The sequence below is a fragment of the Falsigemmobacter intermedius genome, assembly GCF_004054105.1.
GTDB classification, from domain to species: Bacteria; Pseudomonadota; Alphaproteobacteria; order Rhodobacterales; family Rhodobacteraceae; genus Wagnerdoeblera; species Wagnerdoeblera intermedia.
This window is the reverse complement of sequence record NZ_SBLC01000010.1, coordinates 67,000-88,928: the sequence shown is the minus strand read 5'-3', so window position 1 is coordinate 88,928 and position 21,929 is coordinate 67,000. Positions and strand designations below refer to the sequence as shown.

General features: G+C 63.9%; 19 protein-coding genes. 10 read left to right on the top strand and 9 right to left on the bottom strand.

The genetic code is table 11. The features are described from left to right. Window positions 1-4: 4 nt before the first annotated feature. The 6 genes from EP867_RS09100 to EP867_RS09075 form a co-directional block, all read right to left on the bottom strand. Window positions 5-880 (bottom strand): ABC transporter permease, encoded by an 876-nt coding sequence (locus EP867_RS09100; protein ID WP_128488361.1) that lies wholly within the window; start codon window positions 878-880, stop codon window positions 5-7. A gap of 9 nt (window positions 881-889) precedes the next feature. Then, on the bottom strand, window positions 890-1,819 hold the full coding sequence (locus tag EP867_RS09095) for an ABC transporter permease (RefSeq protein WP_128488359.1): 930 nt from the start codon (window positions 1,817-1,819) through the stop codon (window positions 890-892). A gap of 10 nt (window positions 1,820-1,829) precedes the next feature. Continuing rightward, window positions 1,830-2,807, bottom strand: a complete 978-nt coding sequence (locus tag EP867_RS09090; RefSeq protein ID WP_128488357.1) for an ABC transporter ATP-binding protein — start codon at window positions 2,805-2,807, stop codon at window positions 1,830-1,832. Then, complete coding sequence (locus tag EP867_RS09085; protein ID WP_128488355.1) at window positions 2,804-3,793, bottom strand: ABC transporter ATP-binding protein; 990 nt, start codon at window positions 3,791-3,793, stop codon at window positions 2,804-2,806. The genes EP867_RS09090 and EP867_RS09085 overlap by 4 nt, the downstream gene beginning before the upstream one ends. A 70-nt stretch (window positions 3,794-3,863) precedes the next feature. Beyond that, on the bottom strand, window positions 3,864-5,498 hold the full coding sequence (locus EP867_RS09080) for an ABC transporter substrate-binding protein (RefSeq protein WP_128488353.1): 1,635 nt from the start codon (window positions 5,496-5,498) through the stop codon (window positions 3,864-3,866). Window positions 5,499-5,770: 272 nt separating this feature from the next. Beyond that, the gene (locus tag EP867_RS09075; RefSeq protein WP_128488351.1) at window positions 5,771-6,280 is read right to left on the bottom strand and encodes a hypothetical protein; all 510 of its coding nucleotides are present in this window, start codon (window positions 6,278-6,280) and stop codon (window positions 5,771-5,773) included. A gap of 520 nt (window positions 6,281-6,800) precedes the next feature. Between EP867_RS09075 and EP867_RS09070 the strand changes: the two genes are divergently transcribed. Further along, the gene (locus tag EP867_RS09070) at window positions 6,801-7,238 is read left to right on the top strand and encodes a DUF2231 domain-containing protein (RefSeq protein ID WP_206616316.1); all 438 of its coding nucleotides are present in this window, start codon (window positions 6,801-6,803) and stop codon (window positions 7,236-7,238) included. Beyond that, window positions 7,238-8,521, top strand: coding sequence for a PQQ-dependent sugar dehydrogenase (locus tag EP867_RS09065; RefSeq protein WP_128488349.1), 1,284 nt, complete (start codon window positions 7,238-7,240; stop codon window positions 8,519-8,521). The genes EP867_RS09070 and EP867_RS09065 overlap by 1 nt, the downstream gene beginning before the upstream one ends. A 43-nt stretch (window positions 8,522-8,564) precedes the next feature. Here EP867_RS09065 and EP867_RS09060 read toward each other — a convergent pair whose 3' ends face one another. From EP867_RS09060 to EP867_RS09050, 3 genes are read right to left on the bottom strand one after another with little or no spacing between them, the layout of a single operon-like run. Further along, window positions 8,565-9,677: an MDR/zinc-dependent alcohol dehydrogenase-like family protein gene (locus EP867_RS09060; protein WP_128488347.1), complete on the bottom strand. Its 1,113-nt coding sequence runs from the start codon at window positions 9,675-9,677 to the stop codon at window positions 8,565-8,567. 10 nt (window positions 9,678-9,687) lie between these two features. Further along, on the bottom strand, window positions 9,688-10,464 hold the full coding sequence (locus EP867_RS09055) for an SDR family oxidoreductase (RefSeq protein ID WP_128488345.1): 777 nt from the start codon (window positions 10,462-10,464) through the stop codon (window positions 9,688-9,690). Then, on the bottom strand, window positions 10,461-12,560 hold the full coding sequence (locus tag EP867_RS09050) for a 3-hydroxyacyl-CoA dehydrogenase NAD-binding domain-containing protein (protein ID WP_128488343.1): 2,100 nt from the start codon (window positions 12,558-12,560) through the stop codon (window positions 10,461-10,463). Before EP867_RS09050 ends, EP867_RS09055 begins: the two co-directional genes overlap by 4 nt. A gap of 239 nt (window positions 12,561-12,799) precedes the next feature. Here EP867_RS09050 and EP867_RS09045 point away from each other — a divergent pair, with 239 nt between their 5' ends. The 8 genes from EP867_RS09045 (at window position 12,800) to EP867_RS09010 (ending at window position 21,926) form a co-directional block, all read left to right on the top strand. Beyond that, window positions 12,800-13,537 carry a FadR/GntR family transcriptional regulator gene (locus EP867_RS09045; RefSeq protein WP_128488341.1) on the top strand — a complete coding sequence of 246 codons (738 nt, stop codon included), beginning with the start codon at window positions 12,800-12,802 and terminating at the stop codon, window positions 13,535-13,537. A 159-nt stretch (window positions 13,538-13,696) separates the two neighbouring features. Then, complete coding sequence (locus tag EP867_RS09040; RefSeq protein ID WP_128488339.1) at window positions 13,697-15,343, top strand: flavin-containing monooxygenase; 1,647 nt, start codon at window positions 13,697-13,699, stop codon at window positions 15,341-15,343. A 256-nt stretch (window positions 15,344-15,599) separates the two neighbouring features. Beyond that, entirely contained in the window at window positions 15,600-17,231 is a 1,632-nt protein-coding gene (locus EP867_RS09035; RefSeq protein ID WP_128488337.1) for a long-chain-fatty-acid--CoA ligase, read from the top strand. Window positions 17,232-17,341: 110 nt separating this feature from the next. After that, window positions 17,342-18,454, top strand: coding sequence for an acyl-CoA dehydrogenase family protein (locus EP867_RS09030; protein WP_128488335.1), 1,113 nt, complete (start codon window positions 17,342-17,344; stop codon window positions 18,452-18,454). 11 nt (window positions 18,455-18,465) lie between these two features. After that, window positions 18,466-19,242 (top strand): enoyl-CoA hydratase/isomerase family protein, encoded by a 777-nt coding sequence (locus EP867_RS09025; RefSeq protein ID WP_128488333.1) that lies wholly within the window; start codon window positions 18,466-18,468, stop codon window positions 19,240-19,242. After that, a complete protein-coding gene (locus EP867_RS09020; RefSeq protein ID WP_128488331.1) occupies window positions 19,242-20,408 on the top strand; it encodes an acyl-CoA dehydrogenase family protein in 1,167 nt (388 codons plus the stop codon). Before EP867_RS09025 ends, EP867_RS09020 begins: the two co-directional genes overlap by 1 nt. 29 nt (window positions 20,409-20,437) lie before the next feature. Then, window positions 20,438-21,217 carry an ABC transporter ATP-binding protein gene (locus EP867_RS09015; protein WP_128488329.1) on the top strand — a complete coding sequence of 260 codons (780 nt, stop codon included), beginning with the start codon at window positions 20,438-20,440 and terminating at the stop codon, window positions 21,215-21,217. Beyond that, window positions 21,207-21,926, top strand: coding sequence for an ABC transporter ATP-binding protein (locus EP867_RS09010; protein ID WP_128488327.1), 720 nt, complete (start codon window positions 21,207-21,209; stop codon window positions 21,924-21,926). The genes EP867_RS09015 and EP867_RS09010 overlap by 11 nt, the downstream gene beginning before the upstream one ends. Window positions 21,927-21,929 lie beyond the last annotated feature (3 nt).

The window sequence follows — 21,929 nt, the reverse complement described above, 5'->3', positions numbered from 1 at the left end:
CGTTTCAGCGAAGAACAGGGTCGAGACGGTCGCGCAGCCAGTCACCCAGCAGCGAGATCGAAAGCGTGGTCAGAACGATGACCGTTGACGGGGCCAGCATGATCCAGGGCGCACGGGTCAGATATTCGCGGCCAAAGCCGACCATATTGCCGAGCGAGGTTTCCGGCGGCTGCACGCCGAGGCCAAGGAAGCTGAGGCCGGATTCCATCAGGATGATCTCGGGGAAAGTCAGCGTCATCGAGACGATCAGGGTGGAGGCGACATTGGGCAGGATGTGGCGCAGAAAGACCCGCATGGGCCCCGCGCCCAGCTGCACCACCGCGCCGGCATAGCCCTGCGCCGAGGCGGAAATCGCAAGGCCACGGGCCAGGCGGGCATAGCGCTCCCAGCCGTAAAAACCCATCAGACAGACCAGCAGCGTCATCGAGGTGCCAAAGAAAGCCAGCACCGCCAGAGACATAATCAGAAACGGCAGAGCTGCCTGAAAATCTGCCAGCGCCATGACCGCGTTTTCCACGACGCCGCGATAACGCGCCGCAAGAAAGCCCAGCGTGGTGCCAAAGACCGCCGAGAGGATCGTGGCGCCAAAGGCAATCACCAGCGATACGCGCACCGATTGCAGCAGACGCGAGAGCACATCGCGGCCCAGATCGTCGGTCCCGAGCAGATGCCCCGGCGTCAGCGGCGGGGCCATCCGCGCCGAGAGATTCATTTTCGTGATCTCATAGGGGCGCAGAAGATCCGCAAAGATCGCCGTGAAGACCATCGCGCCCAGCCAGGCCATGGCAAAGACGATCAGCAAAGGCATCCGCCGGTTCAGCCGCGTCAGCCAGCCCGGCTTACGCACGGCGACCTGAGGAGAGAGGGAAGTATCAGTCATGAAGGCACCTCAATGCGCCGCGCGCGCTTTGCGCAGGCGGGGGTCGAGCAGGCCATAGGCCAGATCGACCGCAAGATTGGCGAGGATCATGGAACCCGCGATCACCAGCAGCAGCGCCTGCACCACCGCAAGATCCCGGTTGGCCACAGAGGTGACGATCAGACGCCCCACCCCCGGCCAGGAGAAGATGCTTTCCACCACCGCAGCCCCCGCGATCAGCGAGCCGATCATAAAGCCCACAAGGGTCACAATCGGGACCGAGGCATTGGGCAGAGCATGCTTCCAGACCACATCGCGCCAGCTGAGGCCCTTGGCCATGGCGGTGCGGATATAGGGCTGGCCCAGGACCTCAATCATGGCCGAGCGCGAAAACCGCGCCATCACTCCGATGCCCCCCACTGAAAGCGTCGCAATCGGCAGGATCGCATGCCAGATCGTGTCCTGCCCGCCTGAGGGCAGCCAGCCGAGCGTCACCGCAAAGATCAGCACCAGCAGGAGCGCCATGACGAAAGACGGAATGGTGAAGCCGAGGATCGAGATCAGGATCACGCCGCGGTCGATCAGCGACTGGCGGTAAAGCGCCGCAAGCACCCCCGCCGGAATGCCGATCGCAAGCTTCAGCAGCATCGCCGGCAGCGTGATGCTCAGCGTGGCGGGGATGCGCGAGAGCACCAGATCCAGCGCCGGAACCTGGTCGCGCATCGAGACACCAAAATCAAAGGTAAACAACTGCGCGATATAGGCAAGGTATTGTTTCCACAAAGGATCATTCAGACCCCAGCGGGCGCGGAAGGCCTCAATGGCATCCTGCGGCGCATCGGGCCCGAGCAGGATGATCGCCGGATCACCGGACAGGCGCAGCACCAGAAAGGCGAAGGTCATCACCAGCACCAGGGTGAGGATGGCGCGGATCAGACGTTGAAGAATAAAAATGGTCATCTCGTCCCTCTCAGGCCGCGGCCCGGGCGATGGCCTGCTGGCGCAGACAGGCGGTCATGCGGCCCCGGTGGCGGGCAAGCTCGGGCACCGCGCCGGAACACAGGCTCTCCGCCATGGCGCAGCGCGGGTGAAAAGCGCAGCCTTTGGGGCGCGCGGCGGGGTTCGGCGGCTCGCCCTGCAGCAGGATGCGGTCGGAAAGGCCAACCCCTGCCCGCGGCACGCTGGAGACCAGTGCCTGGGTATAGGGATGGCGCGGATCGGCGAAGACCTCATCGGCGGGGCCTTCTTCAACGACGCGGCCCAGATACATCACCGCCACCCGGTCGCAGAGATTGCGCACAACTTTCAGATCATGGCTGATGAAGACCATGGTCAGCCCCTCAGAGGCCTGCAGATCGCGCAGCAGGTTCACCACCTGCGCCTGGATCGAGACATCAAGGGCCGAGACCGGCTCATCGCAGACCAGAAACTTCGGGCTCATCGCAAGCGCGCGGGCGATCACCACCCGCTGGCGCTGCCCGCCGGAGAGTTCATGGGGATAGCGCGCGCCCTGATCGGGGCGCAGCCCGACCTTTCGCATCAGTTCCGCCACCCGCGCCTCAAGGGCGGCTCCGCTGGCAAGACCGTGGATCTGCAAAGGTTCGGCGATCTGGTCTTTGATGGTCATGCGCCGGTCAAGGGCCGCCAGCGGGTCCTGGAAGATCAGCTGCATCTCGCGGCGCAGGGCGCGCCATTCCGGGCTGCGCAGCTTCGGCAATGCCGCGCCCTTCCAGAGCACCTCGCCCTCATGGGGGCTCTCCAGCCCCAGCAGCATCCGGCCGAGCGTTGATTTGCCGGAGCCGGATTCCCCAACGATCCCAAGGATTTCGCCCGCCCGGATCTGCAGATCAATGCCGTCCACCGCCCGCACTTTCGCGGCCGTGCGGAAAAGCCCGCCCCCGGTTTCATATTGCTGCACAAGGCGCTTTGCCTGAAGAAGCACCGTCATTGCGCCATCTCCGCCAGACGCGGGGTCAGGGTCTGCGCCTGGCCCACGGGGTGGAAACAGGCCAGATGCCCGCCCGCCCGCTGCGGCAGAAGATCGGGCCGCTCAGAGCCGCAGAGCCCCGAGGCTGAGCCACAGCGCGGGCCAAAGGCACAGCCCTTCGGCAGCGCGCGCGGGTCGGGCACGGTGCCGGGGATCGGCAGCAGATCACTGCGCGGCCCGGTCAGCTCCGGGATCGCGCGGAAAAGCCCCGCCGTATAGGGATGGCGCGGCGCCTCAAAAAGCGAGGCGATGTCGTTGCTCTCCACGATGCGGCCCGCATACATCACCGCCGCGCGGTCGCAGACGGCGGACACAGCGCCAAGATCGTGGCTGATAAAGACCAGCCCCATGTTCATTTCACGCCGCAGCCGCCCCAGAAGATCGAGGATCTGCGCCTGGATGGTGGCATCAAGCGCAGTGGTCGGCTCATCTGCGATCAGCAGATCCGGCTCTGAGGCGAGCGCCATGGCGATCATGATGCGCTGGCACTGACCGCCGGAAAACTCATGCGGATAAAGATCAACGCGGCTCGCGGCGGATGGAATGCCCACCAGATCCATCAGCCGGATCGCCTCTGCCCGCGCCGCCGATCCGCTCAGGCCCCGATGCAGCTTCAGGCTTTCGCCGATCTGACGGCCCACCTTCTGCACCGGGTTCAGCGAAGACGACGGGTCCTGGAAAATCATCGCGATGCGCGCCCCGCGCACCTCTTCAAGCCGGCGGCGCGGCGCGCCGATCAGCTCCTGGCCCTCAAAGCGGACCGAGCCTTCCACATGCGCTTTACCCGGCAGCAGCCCCAGAGCCGCAAGCCAGGTGACGGATTTTCCGCAGCCGCTTTCGCCCACTAGGCCAAGGGCCTCACCGCGGGCGATCTCGAGGTTGATGCCATGCAGCACCCGCACCCCGTCGAACGAGACTTTCAGATCCCGGATGGAGACGAAACTCATCCCTCGTCCTTTCCGTTACATCGTAAAATTGCGGGCAGCGCCCCTGCGCCGCCCGCGAAGCCCCATGGGCTCAGGCGTTCCAGTTGCCGCGGCGGAAATCCATCGCGAAGGCCGGAGCCGCTTTCCAGTTCAGTTCCGACTTCATGCCGGTGAAGACGGCGTTCTGGTGCAACACGGTATAGACCGGGTCCTCACGCTCAGCGATTTCCAGCATGCGGCGGAAGGATTTGCGGCGCAGCTCGTGATCGGTTGAGGTCTCGAGCAGCACTGAGAGCTTGTTCAGCTCGTCGTTTTTCCACTCATGGTTCTGCTGCGCCTGGCCGTTGGGGCCAAACTGGTTGACCATCGGCGTCACCGGGTCGTTCACCAGGTTCGAGGCCGACCAGTCGCGCACGCCGCGCTCACCTTCGCCGGCAAAGATCTGCGACCAGTTTTCCTTCATCTGGATCTGGATGTTCAGACCCGCCTGCTGCCACATCTCGGTCAGGACCTGGCCGGTGGCGGTCTGGTTGGTGTAGTAGTTGTTAAGCAGGAAATAGGGGATCGCATCGCCCTTGTAGCCGGCCTGCTTCAGCAGATCGCGGGCGAGGTCGGGGTTATATTCCGGCACGGCCCAGTCTTCGATCAGCATGTTGGAGGCCGCATAGCTGTCAAACTGCAGACCCTTCGGCACTTCCGTCTGACCGGCCCAAAGCGCGTCAACAATGGCTTTGCGATCAATGGCATGGGTCATGGCGCGGCGCACCAGCGGGTTCGCCATGATCTCATTTTGCACGTTAAAGACCGAGACGCGGTGGTTCCAGATCGTCGAGGACTGCACCTCAAGACCCGGCGCATTGGCGATGGTGGCGATCTGATCGGGCGGCAGGTCGCAGGCGAAGTCATATTCCCCCGAGAGAAGCCCGTTCACGCGGCTGGCCACTTCGGGCACTTCGACAAAGCGGATGCGCTCGAGCGGCGGGCGGCCCGCCCAGTGCTCATCATGCGCCACCAGCGTCAGCGAGACATCGGGCTTATAGTCTTCGACCTTATAGGCCCCGGTGGTCACCGGTTTGCGCGCCCATTCGGCATAGGTCGGAGCCTCATCCCAGGCGCGTTTGGAGGTGATCTGCGAGCCTGCGGCGTAGAAACGACCCTCAAGGGTCACATCCGGCGTCGCGTTGTGGAAGCGCACGGTATAGCGGTCGATGACCTCCACCCCGCGCAGTGCGGGCCAGAGGCGGCGGCCGGTGCCGGGCACCGAAGCCGGAAGCTCTTTGTCGGTCTTGGGTTTGAAGTTTTCGGCATAGATGGTCTCGCCGCCGACCGGGCCGGTGCCTGCGAAAACGCGCTCGTCCGAGAAGGAGAAGGCCACATCTTCGGCGGTCATCTCATCGCCGTTGTGGAATTTCACGCCCTGACGCAGCTTCAGCTCGATGGTCTTATCGTCGATGCGCTTCCATTCGGTGGCAAGTTCGGGCACCGGACCCTGATTGCCCATCCAGTTGCGGCCGATCAGGCCTTCCCAGAGATTGGGATAGAAAATGCGCTCACCGACGTTCGACTGCTCATGCCAGATGTCGAGCGTGTTGTTGTTCGAGATCTTTTGCACCGCGATGGTCAGCGAGCGGCGCTTGCCCTCGGCCATCAGGCGGCGCGGCAGGATCAGCGCACCGGCGGCAACACCACCGAAGAGCGGGAAGATTTGGCGACGATTGAATTGCATGACAGCCCCTCATCAGAGCCCGGCCTTTGCCGTCCGGGCGATTGAGAGCCTTGTGACCCGGGCAGGTAACGCGGGCGCAGCAGTTTCGTGAAGAATTCGTGACCAAATCCCGCGCGCCTTTCAGGCGGCTTCATGAAGGCCGCTTTACTGCGGAAAGGCCCCCTCGCAGCAAATCACGCAGCACCCTCAGCGAATGGAAAGCCCGTGAGGCTTTGCCAAAGGTGCAGGGGCTTCGAAAAGGGCGCGGTCTCGCCCCGCCGCCTGGTGCCGGCTCAGTCCCTCTCCACCACAAACCGCCCGTTCGCCGTCAGCGGATCCACCCCCGCCGGGTCAGTCCAGATCCCGCCGAGCGTGCCGCTGGCCGCCGCACCGCCGGGGCCGCGAAAGTTGCCTGCGGCTTCAAGATGCACAGGTCCGCCGCTTTTCCCCGTTGCCAGATCCCCCGCGAAATGCGCGACCAGCGATCCCAGACGCCCGGGCCGGGCGATAATCTGATCGGCCACTCTCGCGCGGCTGTCAAAGCCCTGATCGCGGGCCGCGGCGGTGGTCAGCTCTCCGCTGAAAACCACCTCTGAGCCATCGATCGTGCCGCGGAAGTTGTGCATCCTGCCGCTCAGCGCCTGATGCTCTGTAGCGCGGGACGAGGCGGCCGCGAAATCCACGCTCATCTCCATCTCACCGCGCAGATGCCCCACGGGACTGGCACCGCGATGCAGTTCGGTCTCGGTCAGTCCGCTGTAAGAAGCGCGGCCGCTTTGGGGCATATCGGTGCTGAGATCCATTGCAAAGATCTCCTGAAAGCGCTGCTCAAAGGGGTCAACAGGCTGACGCCCCCCTGAGCCATAGCCCTGGCTGCCGCTCCCCCCCTCCCCTCCGCCGCCGCCCCCGCAGGCGGAAAGCGTCAGACAAAGAAACGGGGATAAGAGACGGAAAAAACGCTCTGCCATGGCCTGCCTTCTCTGTGAAAAAGGTCTGGCAGCCCGGTTTCTTCCAAAGCTGCCAGACCCCTGCTCTGCCCTGCCTGAGACCGCTGCGGAGTGAGTGCCTCAGGCCTGAGACTGACAGCCAAAAGGTTTATAATTCGTTACTTTAATAAAATTCGAAGCTTTACGACGACTTTCGCCACGCGCTCAGCAGCGGGGCACCTGCAGGGCCGCCTGCCAAAGCACAGCAAGCAACTCTCGCCGCCACCAAAGGGAAAAGGCTGCAACTTATCGGGTTTTCAACCGTTAAGAGTGGTGTAACCCGGCTCTGCGGTGCGGTTCTTTGTGCTGAATGGAGCCCAGAGAGGAGATCCCTGAGGTGTATTCAGCCCGTGTTTCGCCGCGAAGACCACGCTCTGTGCATCCGCTCCACAGTCTGGTGCTGGCCTTCTTTTTCCCGCTGTTTCTGGCTACGCTGATTGCCGATATCGGCTATGCCCGGACCTATGAGATCCAATGGTCCAATTTCGCCGAATGGCTCAATGCGGCGGGGCTGGTCTTTGGTGGCCTCGCTCTGCTGGCCGCGCTGATCAGCTACGCCCTGCGGCGCGGCACCCCCGGGGCGCGACGCGTGCTCTGGTATGGGCTGATCCTGCTCGCCGCTTGGGGGACCGGGCTTTACAATGCCTTTATCCACGCCCGGGATGCCTGGGGCATCATGCCGGATGCGATCTGGTGGTCGGCCATTTCGGCGGCGCTCGCGCTGGTGGCGTCGGTGATTGGCTGGCGCGGCTTTTCCGATGGGGAGACGTTCTGATGCGCGGGTTTCTCATCCTCACGACGACGCTTGCCACGCTCAGCACCGCGGGCCTTGCACAGACCGCTCAGACCGGCCCGTCTCCGACCCTGCCGGCCCCGCATCAAAGCCTGGTGCCACAGATGACCATCCCCCGCCCGGCCGGATGGGAAGGGGCACTGCCGCAGGTGCCGCCGGGCTATAGCATCAGCGCCATTGCCACCGGACTGAAAATCCCGCGCCAGATCCTCGTGCTGCCCAATGGCGATCTTCTGGTCGCCGAGGGCAAGGGCCAGGGCGCTCCGGCGCTGCGCCCGAAAGATGTGATCGCAGGCTTTATCAAATCCCTCGGCAAAAGCCCCGAGCCGGGCGGCGACCGCCTGACCCTGCTGCGCGACGCCGACGGCGACGGCGCCTATGAGCTGCAGACGGTCTTTGCGGAGGATCTGAACTCACCCTACGGGCTGGCCTGGTCCGAGGGCAATATCTGGGTCGCCAATCAGGATGCGGTGGTGCGCTTTGATTATACCGAAGGCCAGACCGAAGCCGCAGGCCCGCCTGAGACGCTGACCCTGCTGCCGTCAGAAATCAATCACCACTGGACGAAAGCCATGGCGATCAGCCCGGACGGCTCGTTTTTGTATGTGGGGATCGGCTCCAACAGCAATATCACCGAGCGCGGCATGATGGCGGAAGAAAACCGCGCCATGGTCTGGGAGATCGATACCGCCACCGGTCGCCACCGCCCCTATGCCACGGGGCTGCGCAATCCCACCGCGCTGACCTTTCGTCCGGGCAGTGAAACGCTCTGGGCCGTGGTGAATGAGCGCGATGAGATCGGCCCGGATCTGGTGCCGGATTATCTGACCTCTGTTCAGGACGGCGGCTTTTACGGCTGGCCATGGAGCTATTGGGGCCAGAATATCGACCGCCGCGCGAAGCCGGAAAACCCCGAAAAAGTGGCCAGCGCCCTGACGCCTGATTATGCGCTCGGGGCCCATGTGGCCGCCCTTGGCGTCGATTTCTCGGACCCGGTGATGGGGCCCCAGTTTGCTGAAGGGGCTTTTGTGGGCATGCACGGAAGCTGGAACCGAAAAGACCCGGTCGGCTATAAGGTGGTCTTTGTGCCTTTCAGCGGCGGGAAGCCTGCGGGCGATCCGGTGGATGTGGTGATGGGCTTTCTGACCGATGATGGCCGCGCCCGGGGGCGTCCGGTGGGGGTCACTGTCGATCCCCGCGGCGCACTTCTGATCGCAGATGACCTCTCCAATGCGATATGGCGGGTGACACCCTCCGCCCCGTAAAATCAGCGCTCCCCCGCCGGCCCATAAGGCGGGGGAGCCGCTTTCACAGCGTCAAAAGCACCTTCCGGCCGCCCGCAAGACGGCGGATGTCACTAAGCCGCGCGGGGTTGAGAAGATCCTGCAGCGTAATCTCTTCGACGTAGCGGGTGCGGAACACCCCGCGAATGCCGTCGCGCACGCGGCGGCGGAAACCGGCAATCTTTTCAGGCGGCAGAGTGGCCAGGTGGTTCATCATCAGCCAGCCGCTCACACTCCAGGCAGAGCCAAAGCCGCGCGGGATCTCAATCGGCCCCGGCGTCAGCCCGCCGTAGATGCAGACCTGCTTCAGGCGGCGCGAGCCGTAGATATCATAAGCCTCCGGCGGCGGGGCATAGACCTCTTCCATCGCCGCCAGAATCCGCCCCGCAAGGCTGCCGCCGCCAATGGCATCAAAGGCAAGCGTGGCATCGGTCTCAGCGACCAGAGCCGCCAGAGCCTGATGGAAATCCGGGGCCGAACTGTCGAGGGCATAGCGCACCCCCTCAGCCAGCAGCGCATCGCGCGAGGCGGCGGAGCGCAGGATATTGATGAGGGGGATGCCCTCTTCTTCGCAAAGCCGCTCCAGCATCCGGCCAAGGCTTGAAGCCGCAGCGGTGTGGATCATGGCCGAATGGCCGTAGCGGCGCATGGTATCCACCATGCAGAGCGCCGTCATCGGGTTCACAAAGCTCGAAGCCGCCTCCGCGGCGGGAAAGCCCGCGCCAAGGAAGATACAGTCCTCCGGACGGGCCAGACGGTGCTGACCAAAGGCCGCGCCGCCAAAGACCGCCGCCGTCTCTCCGACCAGGGCCTGCGACTGCGGCCCCGCCGCAATCACCACCCCGGCCCCCTCCAGCCCCGGCGCAATGGAAAGGTTCAATCGGCGCTGGTGGAGTTTTACCAGCGCTTCGGGCAGCGGGATGTTGATCGCATCGCCGTCCGGAACCGCCAGCGCCGGGTCGCCGCCCGCCAGCAGCAGGTTCAGATCGGTCGGATTGACCGGGGCGGCCTGCATCTGCACCACCACCTCATCACGCTCCGGGGCGCGGATCTCCTCGGTCTCAAGGCTGAGGCGGATCTGCCCCCCCTCTGTCAGGCGCGACCGCAGGCTCAGACTTTTCAGCGGAAAAACAGCCATCACATCCCCCTCACAGCGCTGAATAGCCGCCGTCCACCGCAAGCGTCTGCCCGGTAATATGGTCAGAAGCCCGGGAGGCGAAAAGCAGGACCGGACCGGCCAGATCCTGCTCTGCCCCAAGCCGGCCACGCGGGGTATGAGCCAGAAGCGCCGCCTCATGCTGATCGACGGTGCCTTTGGTCATCTTTGAGACGAAATAGCCGGGCGCGATCGCGTTCACCGTCACGCCCCGGCTGCCCCATTCCGCCGCCATGGCGCGGGTCAGACTGATCACGCCGCCCTTTGAGGCATTATAGGCCACCGTCCCCTCCATGGAGAGCAGGTTTCCCGTCAGACCCGTCACGGAGGCGATATTCACAATCCGCCCGTAGCCCTGAGGCAGCATGGCGCGGCGCGCCACCTCGCGGCTGAGCGTGAAGACCGCATCGAGGTTCAGCGCCATGACCTTGCGCCAGCCCTCATCGGGATAGTCCTCCGCCGGGGCGCCCCAGGTGGTGCCGGCATTGTTCACCAAGATCTCGATCCGCCCGGTCAGGGTCAGGGCGGCCTCGGTGATCGCCCCCGCCGCTGCCGGATCGGACTGATCGCAAACAAGCGTCAGCGCGCGGATGCCCTCGGCCGCAAGTTCCGCGCGTGCGGCATCCAGCTCCGCCGCTTTGCGCGCGGTCAGCACAAGGCTGGCCCCCTGCTGACCAAGCGCACGCGCCATCTGAAACCCGATGCCACGCGAGCCGCCGGTGACAATCGCCACCTGGCCCGTCAGATCAAACAGCCCGGCCGCCGTCATTTCGATGCCTCATTCAGCGCGGCAAAACCGCGCCCCTCAGCCGTCAGCCGCAAGATCAGCGGCGCAACCTCCCAGGCCCAGCCGTGATGGCCTTCGGCAAATTGCCCCATGCGCGCCGCGACCTGCGGCAGCCCGACCCGATCGGCGTAAAACATCGGCCCGCCCCGGAAGCGCGGGAAGCCGTAGCCGTTCATCCAGACCGTATCGATGTCCAGCGGGCGCGCGGCGATCCCCTCTTCGAGGATACGCGCACCTTCATTGGTCAGCGCATAGAGGCAGCGTTCGACGATTTCCTCATCGCTGATCTCGCGGCGGGTCAGCCCGAGGCGGGCGGATTCTGCGAGGATCATCGCCTCGACCTCCGGGTCGGTCTGCGGCTTTGCGCCGGCCCCCTCATAGATGTAATAGCCGCGCCCGGTCTTCTGACCAAACCAGCCCTTCTCGCAGATCAGATCGGGGATGCGCGAATAGGGGCGATCGGGCTGCTCAATAGCGCGGCGTTTGCGGATGTTCCAGCCGATGTCCTGACCGGCCAGATCCATGGTGCGCAAAGGCCCCATGGCCATGCCCCACCGCTCCATCGCGCCATCGACCTGAGCGGGCAGAGCGCCCTCCTCCAGCAGCAGATAGGCCTGGCGGAGATATTCCTCAAACATGCGGTTGCCGATGAAGCCGTCGCAGACGCCGGCCACCACACCCACCTTGCGGATCTGACGCGCAAAGCCCATCACCGTGGCCAGGGTCTGTGCCGAGGTTTTTGCCCCGCGCACCACCTCCAGGAGTTTCATCAGATTGGCCGGGCTGAAGAAATGCAGCCCCACCACATCCTCAGGCCGCGCCGTGAAAGCCGCGATCTGATCGACATCAAGGGTTGAGGTATTAGAGGCCAGAATGGTGCCCGGATCGGCCAGACGGTCGAGCGTTTTAAAGACCTGCTCCTTCACGCTCATCTCTTCAAAGACCGCCTCGATCACCAGGTCATGGCCTTTGATATCGGCAAAATCGCTGCTGTAGCTCAGGGCTGCGATCTGCGCCGCAGCCGCCGCTTCCGACACACGGCCCCGGTCTCGGTTGCGCAGAATGGTGGCTTCCGACTGCGCCCGCGCCCGCTCCAGCGCTTCGGGCTTCAGGTCGATGACCCTGGCCTGCAGCCCTGCCTGCACGATCGCCAGCGAAATGCCGATCCCCATAGTCCCCGCGCCGATCACCGCCACCCGCGCAATCGGCGCGGCGCTCAGGGCCGGATCAAGCCCCGGCACCCGCGCCACGGCGCGTTCCGCGCCAAAGGCATAGCGCAAAGCCCGCGCCGGTTCTGAGACCAGCAGCGCGTCAAAGAGACGGTATTCCTCAGCCAGCGCCTGATCAAAATCAGGCCCCTGCCCGGCCGCGACAGCGGCAATCGCCGCCTCAACGGCAGGCCGCAGACCGGGGTTCTGCGGTCTGGCCCGCAGCGCGGCGATGGCCTCCTCAAGACCTTCATCGTTCAGGGGCAGATCGCGCGGGCGGCGGCGGCCCTTTGCGGCAAGGCTTTCGGCAAAGGCCAGGGCCTCAGCCCGCAGATCCCCTCCGGTCAGCGCATCGGCGAGACCTGCCTCCAGTGCCTCGGCTGCGCTGATGGTGCGACCCGCCGCAATCCACTCCAGCCCGCGCACCGCGCCCACCAGACGCGGCAGACGCTGGGTGCCACCCGCGCCGGGGATCAGACCGAGGCTCACTTCCGGCAGCGCAAAACGCGCGTCCTTTGCCGCGACGCGGTAATCGCAGCCAAGCGCCACCTCCAGCCCGCCGCCAAGCGCCGAGCCCTGGATGGCCGCCACCAGCGGCAGACGGCAGGCATCAAGCCGCGCAATCAGCGCCCGGATCGGCCCGCCCACTTCAGCCGCATTGCGGTCGAACTCAGAGATATCCGCCCCCGCCGAAAACATCTTCCCGTCCGAGGCCAGAACGATCGCCTTCACGCCAGGCTGCGCTTCGAGAGCATCGAGTTCGGCAGCTATTCCCTGAGGGATGCCCGCCGTGGCGGAGATCGGATTAAGCGGCGGATTGGAAAAAACGATCAACCCGATGTCGTTCACGATCTGACTGGAAACCGGCATGGATACCCCCTGTTTGCAGACGGCAGGGTGAGCCCTTTACAGCGGAAACACACCGCCCTCAGCCACGCAGGCGCGCAGCGCTCTCCCCCCGCCCGAGCGGTGATGGCGCCGCCACCCCCCTCCGGGCAACGGCGAATTGCCCCAAGCGTTAGCGGAAGTTCAATTGTCCAACAAGCGCAGTTTCGCAGCCGCAGCCCCCGTGATAGGATGGGAACATCCGGCTGAGGGAGCCTCTGTGCATGTTTGAAAAGATCGCCGCCCTGCCGGCCTACCGGATTGTCTGCGACACGATTGAGGCGCGGATCCTCGACGGCACTCTCGCGCCTGGTGCCCTTTTGCCAACCGAAACCGAGCTTTCCGCGCAGTTCGGCCTGGCCCGCCACACCGTGCGCGAAGGACTGCGGATCCTGGAGGAAGGCGGCTTTGTGCAGCGCGAGGCCGGACGGCGGCTTTACGTGCGCACCCCCCATCACGCCGAGCTTGCCCCCCGCGCCACCCGCGCCCTGATGCTGCAGCGCGTCAGCTTTCGCGAACTCTGGGAAGTCTCTCTCGCGCTGGAACCCGCGGCTGCGACCGGCGCCGCTTTGCGGGCAAAACCCTCAGATATCAAAGACCTGGAAGAGATCCACCAGGCGATGACCATAGCCGCAGAGCGCGGCGAGACCATCACCGCGCATGACGTGGCCTTCCACAGCCGCATCGCGGAGATCGGCGGCAACAAAGCGCTGCTGCTGGCACGCGAGCCGATCTCAGCCCTGTTCTACCCCGCGCTTGAGCGGCTGATGAAAGCCCCTGCCGACCCCATGGTGACGCGCGCGCGGATGCTGCAGGCCCACCGGGAAATCATTGATGCCCTGGCCTGCGCCGATGCCGCGGCAGCCGCGCTCTGGATGACGCGCCACATGCGCGATTTCCGCCGCGGCTATGAACGCTATGGCTTCAGCCTCGACGAAGGACTGGGCGGGGAGGCGGTCTGAAACCAACCTCTTTCACATATGTGAATGAATGATGCAGATAGGCATTCGCTCTGGAAGATCCCGCGCAATCGGCGAAACCTGAGGTCAGGGAGTGTCGGGGTGAGGATGTGCGTTTGGCGCATGTCCCCCCGACTGTCACAAAGATCTCGGGAGGATCGCATGAAAGATCTGGAGGCCAGCCCGCGCGGCGCGGCAGATGTGCTTGATGTTATCGTGGTGGGCGGTGGCTTCGGCGGCATGTGCGCCACCTATACATTCCGCGAAATGGGACTGAACATTCAGTGCTTTGAAGCGGGATCGGACCTCGGCGGCGTGTGGTTCTGGAACCGCTATCCGGGCGCAAGGGTCGATCTGCCGAGCATCGATTATTCCTTCTCTTTCGCCCCTGAGATTGAGCAGGAATGGACCTGGTCTGAGGAATTTGCCGCCCAGCCCGAACTGCTGAAATACATCGATTTCGTCGCCACCCGGCTCGATCTGCGCAAACATTTCCGCTTCAACACCCGCATCACCGGCGCCCGCTGGGATGAAGCCAGCGGGCTTTGGCATGTCAGCACCGATAAGGGCGACACGCTGCGCACCCGCTATTGCGTCATGGCGACGGGCCCGCTTTCGGTGCAGAAAACCCCCGATATTGCAGGCTATGGCCGCTTTAAGGGCGAATCTTACCTCTCCGGTTCCTGGCCGCATGAGCCGGTGAGCTATGCGGGCAAGCGCGTGGGCATCATCGGTGTCGGCTCCACCGGCATTCAATGTGTGCAGGAGGTCGGGCGTCAGGCGGGCGAGCTTTTCGTCTTCCAGCGCACGCCGAGCTTCACCATGCCGATGCGCAACCAGAAACTTTCGGCGGATTATGTTGCGGATGTGAAGCGCAACTATGCCGGTCTGCGCGCCGCCGCCCGGGCCTCAACCGTGGGCGGCCTGCGCCCGCAATCAAGCCGCGCCTTCTATTCCGTAACGCCGCAAACCCGCCGCCAGCTTCTGGAAGATGCATGGAAACTGGGGGGGCTTTGCATCCTCGGCACCTTCTCGGATCTGATGACCAACCAGGAAGCCAATGACTATGTTGCTGATTTCCTGCGTGAAAAGATCAGCGACGTGGTGAAAGATCCGGTCACCGCCGAAAAGCTGAAGCCGCGCGGCTATCCGGTCTTTGCCCGCCGCGCCTGCCTCGACACCGGCTATTATGAGACCTACAACCTGCCCAACGTCCATCTGATGGACTGCCTGGAAGACCCGATCCTTGAGATCACCGAAAAGGGCATCCGCCTCGAATCGGGTGAGGTTGAACTGGATATGATCATCTTCGCCACCGGCTATGATGGTCTGACCGGCGCGCTGATGGCCTTTGATGTGCAGGGCCGCGACGGGCTGAGGCTGAAAGACAAATGGCAGGAGGGGCCGCGCTCTTTCCTCGGCGTCGCCGTCGCAGGCTTCCCGAACTTCTTCATGACCGTGGGACCGAACGGCCCTTCGGCGCTGGCCAATATCATCCGCATCAATGAAAACGACGTGGCCCTGATCGCCCGCGCCATCCGGCATATGGATGAAAACGGCCTGACCGCCATGGAACCGCGCCAGGAGGCCGAAGACGCGTGGATGGAGGCCATCCGCGCCGCAGCGGGGCGGACGCTGCTGTCGAAGGCGAAAACCTGGTATGTCGGGGCCAATGTGCAGGGCAAATCTCAGGGGCTGACCATGTTCACCGGCGGCTTTGCGAAATACGCCGAGGCCTGCGAAGACGCGGCAAAAGACGGCTTCCATGCCTTCCGCTTTGAGCCTGCCCGCGCCCTCGCGGCGGAGTAACCCGGCCGTCGCAGGACGAAGCCGCCGGCCCGCCGATCTGGCAGAGCCGGCGGGCTTTCTGCTGCGCGCAGCCCCCCGCAGATCAGGCATCTGCGCCATCCGGATATCCGGCTATCTATCTGTAAAACCTCATACTTCACATTTGTGAATGAGAACTTCCGGGATGCGTTGTGCTTTGACAATCCCCCGGCCGGATTGAACAATTCAGTACAGGCGCCGGGAACGGAGGGGTTACCGGGCGCTGTGGGAGGGAACTATGTTTGGCCTGATGCAGGATCGTCCGCTGCTCATCTCATCACTGCTTGAGCATGCAGAGACCTATCACCCCGGATCGGAAATCGTCAGCGCGACCTGCGAAGGTCCTGTGGTGCGCAGCACCTGGAAATCACTGGCGCTGCGTGCGCGCAAACTGGCGCAGGCGCTGCAGAAACTGGGCGTGAAGCCGGGAGACCGGGTGGCGACCCTGGCCTGGAACACCCACCGCCATGTCGAGCTTTACTTCGCGGTCTCGGGCATGGGGGCGGTGCTGCATACCGTCAACCCGCGCCTTTTCCCCGAACAGATCGATTATATCGTCAATCACGCGGGCAGCACGGTGCTGCTCTTTGACATCACCTTTGCAAAACTGGTCGGCGATCTGCGCGACCGTCTGCCGGGCGTGGGTCATTTCGTGGCGCTGACCGATGAGGCGCATATGCCCGCAGAGGCAGGTCCTGCGCTTTGCTATGAGACGCTGCTTGCGGCTGAGGAAGGCGTCTTTGACTGGCCGGTCTTTGATGAAAACACCGCCTCGTCGCTTTGCTATACCTCGGGCACGACCGGAAATCCCAAGGGCGTGCTCTACAGCCACCGCTCAAGCGTGCTGCATTCCTTCATGGTCTGCACCGTGGACGGGCTGGCGCTCTCGTCGGCAGATACCACATTGCTGGTGGTGCCATTGTTTCACGTCAACGCGTGGGGCATGCCCTATGCCTCGGCGATGTGCGGCGCAAATCTGGTGCTGCCGGGGCCGAAGCTCGATGGTGAAAGCGTCTATAAGCTGGCAACTGCTGAGACATGCACCTTCACCCTCGGCGTGCCGACCGTCTGGCTGAGCCTGCTGCAATATATCGAAAACACCCCCGGCCTCTCAGTCTCGGATCTGCCCTTCACCCGGCTGATGATCGGTGGCTCGGCCGCGCCGCGCGCCATGATTGAGACCTTTGAGAAAGGCGGCGTGCCCGTCGTTCAGGCCTGGGGCATGACGGAAACCAGCCCGGTTGCGGCGGTGGGCAATCTGCTGCCGAAACATGCCGCTCTGAGCCAGGAGGAGCAGATCGACATCAAGGTCCGTCAGGGCCGCGCGGTTTACGGTGTTGAGCTGAAGATCACCGACGAAGAGGGCGCAACCCTGCCCCATGACGGCGCACGTTCGGGCGATCTCTGGGTGCGCGGTCCCTGGATCACCCGCGGCTATTTCGGCGGTGAAGGCGGCGAGCAGCTGGATGCCGATGGCTGGTTCCCCACCGGCGACGTCGCCCGCATCGACACCGAGGGCTATGTCACCCTGACCGACCGCTCAAAAGATGTGATCAAATCGGGCGGGGAATGGATCTCCTCGATCGATCTGGAAAACGCGGTCATGGGCCATGCGGCCGTGCAACAGGCTGCGGTGATCGGCGTGCCCCATCCCAAATGGCAGGAGCGTCCGCTTCTGGTGGTGGTGAAAAAGCCCGGCGCTGAGGCTGAGCCGAAGGCACTCCTCGACTATCTCTCCGAGCGTGTGGCGCGCTGGTGGCTGCCCGATGACGTCGTTTTCGTCGACGCCCTGCCCCATACCGCCACCGGCAAGGTGCAAAAGCTGAAACTGCGCGAACAGTTCCGCGACCACGTGCTGCCCACCGCCTGAGCGGTCCGGACAGCGCCGCGCCGGGGCCGGATCATGGCCCCGCTGCCTCCCCATTCCCTTTCGCGTCGCAGGCCCTGCCCTGCCGCGCCGACGAAGACCCAGGAGTTCCCATGCCCCAGATGATCTTTGATGATGAAGACGGCACCTTCGGCCTCTTGCGCGACAGCGTCAGCGGTTTCGCGGCCGGCTTCCCCGGTGCGACCCGGATGCGTGCGCGCCGGGCGGCGGGGGCCGATCTTGACCGCGCCCTCTGGTCGGCCATGGCGGAAGCGGGCTGGCTGGGGCTGAGCATCCCCGAAGAGCTGGGCGGCTCGGGTCTTGGTCCGCGCGCCCAGGCCGTTCTCAGCGAAGCGCTTGGGCGCGAACTGATCTCTGAGCCGCTGGCGCATCTGGCGGTCTTTTCCGGCGCCCTTCTGTCAAAATCCGAGGATACCGCCACCCGTGCACGTCTGATTGAAGGGCTGATCGACGGCTCGCTGATCGTTTCCCCTGCGGTTCAGGGCGCGGACGGAGCGCTTTCGCCCCTGGCGGCGACCCCCTCGGCCAATGGTCTGCAGCTTTCCGGCGAGGCGCATTTCGTCAATGCCGCAGACTCCGCCGATGAACTGCTGATGCTGGCGGCCTCAGGCGATGAGGTGCTGCTGGCCGCCGTGCCGCGCGCCCAGGCCAGCGTCACCCTGCGCCCGACGCTTGACGGGTCGCAGCTTGGCCGTGTGGTTCTGAATAAGGCTGAGATCAGCGCCGACCGCATCCTCTCACGCCAGGGCCTGACCCTTGCCGAGGCGGCGTTCGATGCCACGCGCCTGGCGCTGGCCGCAGAGCTTGCGGGCAATGCCTCAAAAGCGCTGGAAATCGCCGTCGCCTATACCTCTGAGCGCGTGCAGTTCGGCAAGCCGATCGCGGCCTTCCAGTCGCTGCAGCACCGTATGGTCGATATGTGGGCCGATGCGGAATTTGCCTGCTCGGCAGTGGTCAATGCCTGTGACCGCCAGGACGAAGGCGATGCCCTTCCCGCAAAACTTGCCATCCTCGCCGCCAAAGCCCGTGCGGGCGATGCGGCGGTCACCGTGGGCCGCCGCGCCATCCATCTGCATGGCGCCATGGGCTTCACCGATGAATGCGACATCGGCCACTACATGAAACGCGCCGTTGCCCTGAATTCCGCGCTCGGCCAGCCCGAGGCGCTGCGCCTGCAGTTCCTCGCCCTTGAGCGCGCAGCCTGAAAGGTCTCCCCATGAAAAACGAACTCATCAAAGTCACCATCGAGAACCATGTTGCTCTGGTGAAAATGGATGCGCCGCCGGTCAATGCCTGGTCGCTGGCCTTTACGGAAGAATTCCTCGAAGTCTTCGACGAGCTTTATGAGGCGACCAATGTGCGCTGCGTCGTGGTCACGGGCCGCGAAAAGATGTTCTCGGCCGGTGCCGATATCAAACAGCGCACCTCGGTCAGCGGCGTTGCGGGCAATCTGACCCGCCACATGCGCCGCATGCGCGAAGTCGGCAATACCGTCATGGAGATGAACAAGCCGGTGATCGCCGCCGTCAACGGCCCGGCACTGGGCGTGGGCATGGCGCCGATCATCAATGCCGATATTATCCTCGCCTCCGACAACGCCTTCTTCTGCATGCCCGAAATCGATATCGGTCTGATGGGCGGTGCGGCCCACACCATGTCGCTCTTCCCGCATTCGCTGGCACGGCGCATGATCCTGACCGGTTACCGCCTGCCCGCCTCAGAGGCTTACCGCCGCGGCATCATTGAAGCCTGCCTGCCGCTGGAAGATCTCCTGCCGGCGGCGATGGATATCGCCAATAACATCGCCTCGAAAAGCCCCAAGGCCATCAGCCTTGCGAAACGCGCGATCAACACCGTGCGCTCGATGCCGCTGCGCGAAGGCTACCGCTTTGAGCAGAACCTGACCAATGAGATGACGCAGCATGAGGACTCGAAAGAGGCCATGCGGGCTTTCCTCGAAAAACGCAAACCCGTGTTCAAGGACAACGTGTAATGGCCGAGGCACAGCAAGACTGGAACGCCATGCCGGATGAAGACTTCCGGCAGATCTTCCGCACCTGGGCTGACGCGAACTGCCCCGCTGAGCTGCGCTTCATGCGCAAACAGCGCCCGCTTTATGAAGAGGTGAAGGTCTGGTATCAGGCGCTGGCCGACAAAGGCTGGCTCTCGCCGCTTTGGCCGCAGGAATATGGCGGCATGGGTCTGAACCCGGCCAAACATATGATCTATGTGGAAGAATGGGCGCGCCTCGGCTGCCCGCGCATTCCCGATCACGGCATTGGCCTCACCGGCCCGCTGCTGCTGCACTACGGCTCTGAAGAGCAGAAACAGTTCTTCCTGCCGAAGATCCTCTCGGGCGAGCATATCTGGTGCCAGGGTTATTCTGAGCCGGGCTCGGGCTCGGATCTGGCCTCAATGCGCACCACCGCCGTGCGTGACGGCGATGACTATATCATCAACGGCCAGAAGATCTGGACCACGCTTGCGCATTGCGCCAACTGGATCCTGCTGCTGGTGCGCACCGACAAAGAGGCCGCAAAACCCCAGCAGGGCATCTCAGTGCTGCTGGCACCGCTGGATCTGCCCGGCGTGACCGTGCGTCCGATCCCGAACCTGCGCGAAGAGGCGGATTTCTGCGAAGTCTTCTTCGACAATGTCCGCGTTCCGGTCTCAGCCCTCGTGGGTGAAGAGAACAAGGGCTGGACGCTGGCGAAAACCGTGCTGAGCCATGAGCGCATCTTCCTTGGCGCACCGACCCGGCCGGAATATGCGCTGGCGCGTCTGCAGGCGCTGGCCGAAGCGCGTGGCGCGTTCAGTGACCCGGCTTTCGTGTCGCGCTTCGCAAAACTGCGCCTTGATGTCTACGACCTCGGCTCCGCCTTTGAGCGCTTTGCCCGCGTGCTGCGCCAGGGGGGTGAACTCGGGGCCGATGTCTCGGTGCTGAAGCTCTTTAACACCGAGCTTTATCAGCGCATCACTGAGGAAATGCTTGAAATCCTTGGGGAAGAAGCCCGCTTCAATGACGATATTGAGGCCGGTGACATCGGGATCGATGCGATGAACCTTTATCTCGACTCGCGCGCCCCGGCGATCTTCGGCGGCTCCAATGAGATCCAGCGCAACATTCTGGCCAAAGCCGTTCTGCGGCTGCCGGGCTGACCCCCGAAACAACAGGGGGGGAGGAACCAATGACCAGACACCAGACGGATACGGGCACCGATTATGTGCTGACGGCCCGCGGAATGACCAAGCGCTTTGGCGGCTTTGCGGCCGTCAATAACGTCGATCTGTCGATCCGCCGCGGCTCGGTCCATGCGCTGATCGGCCCGAACGGCGCAGGCAAAACGACCTGCTTTAACCTGCTGACCAAGACCCTGACCCCGACCTCAGGGGTTATCACCTACGACGGCCAGGACATCACCCGCACCCGTGCGGCTGATGTGGCGCGTCTGGGTCTGGTCCGCTCTTTTCAGATCTCGGCGACCTTCACGCAGATGACCGCGCTGGAGAATGTCCGCGTGGCGCTGCAGTCGAAAGAGGGCACGGGCTTTCATTTCTGGAGCCCGATCCGCAGCCTGAGCCACCTTGACCGCCGCGCGAAAGACCTGCTCGACCAGGTGGGCCTTGGCGATATGGCCGATGCAAAGGCCGCCGATCTTTCCTACGGCAAAAAGCGCGCGCTGGAGATTGCGACCACCCTCGCGCTTGATCCGCAGGTGATGCTCCTTGATGAGCCGACGGCGGGCATGGGCCATGAGGATCTTGAGCCGATCACCGAGCTGATCCGTGAGACCGCCAAAGGCCGCACCGTGGTCATCGTTGAGCATAACCTCTCGATCGTGGCCACGCTTTGCGACCGCATCACGGTGCTGCAACACGGCGAAGTGCTGACCGAGGGCAGCTACGCCGAGGTCTCGGCGGATGAGCGCGTCATCACCGCATATATGGGAGGCGTCGATGAAGACTGACCCCGCCGGTAAACCGGGCCTCATCATTGAGGATCTCCACGGCTGGTATGCCGAATCCAAAGTGCTGCACGGCATGAATTTCGATGTGCGCGAGGGCGAAGTTCTGACCCTGATCGGGCGCAACGGGGCAGGCAAAACCTCAACCCTGCGCGCAATCATGGGGATCATGCGCAAGCGCAGCGGCTCGATCCGTTTTCAGGGCGAAGAGCTGATCCGCAAGCGCATCTATGAGATTGCGCGTAAAGGCCTGGCCTATTGCCCCGAAGAACGCGCGATTTTTGCCTCGCTCAACGTGAAAGAGAACCTCGCGCTGCCGCCGGTTCTGCGTCCGGGTGGCGTCTCGACCGAAGAGCTTCTCTCGACCTTCCCGAACCTGCAGCGCCGCGCCTCAAGCCCCGGCACCAAGCTCTCGGGCGGCGAGCAGCAGATGCTGGCCATCGCGCGGATCCTGCGCACCGGCTCGCGCTATCTGCTTCTGGATGAGCCAAGCGAGGGTCTGGCCCCGGTCGTCGTCAAAGAGATCGGTGAACTGATCCTGAAGCTGAAGGCCCAGGGCTTCACCATCATCCTGGTCGAGCAGAACCTGCGCTTTGCGCGCAGCGTGGCTGATCGCCATGTCGTCGTCGAGCACGGTCACGTGGTCGATATTCTGACCGCCGATGAGATCCGCCAGGATCTTGCCCGCGTGAAAACCTATCTGGGGGTCTGACGG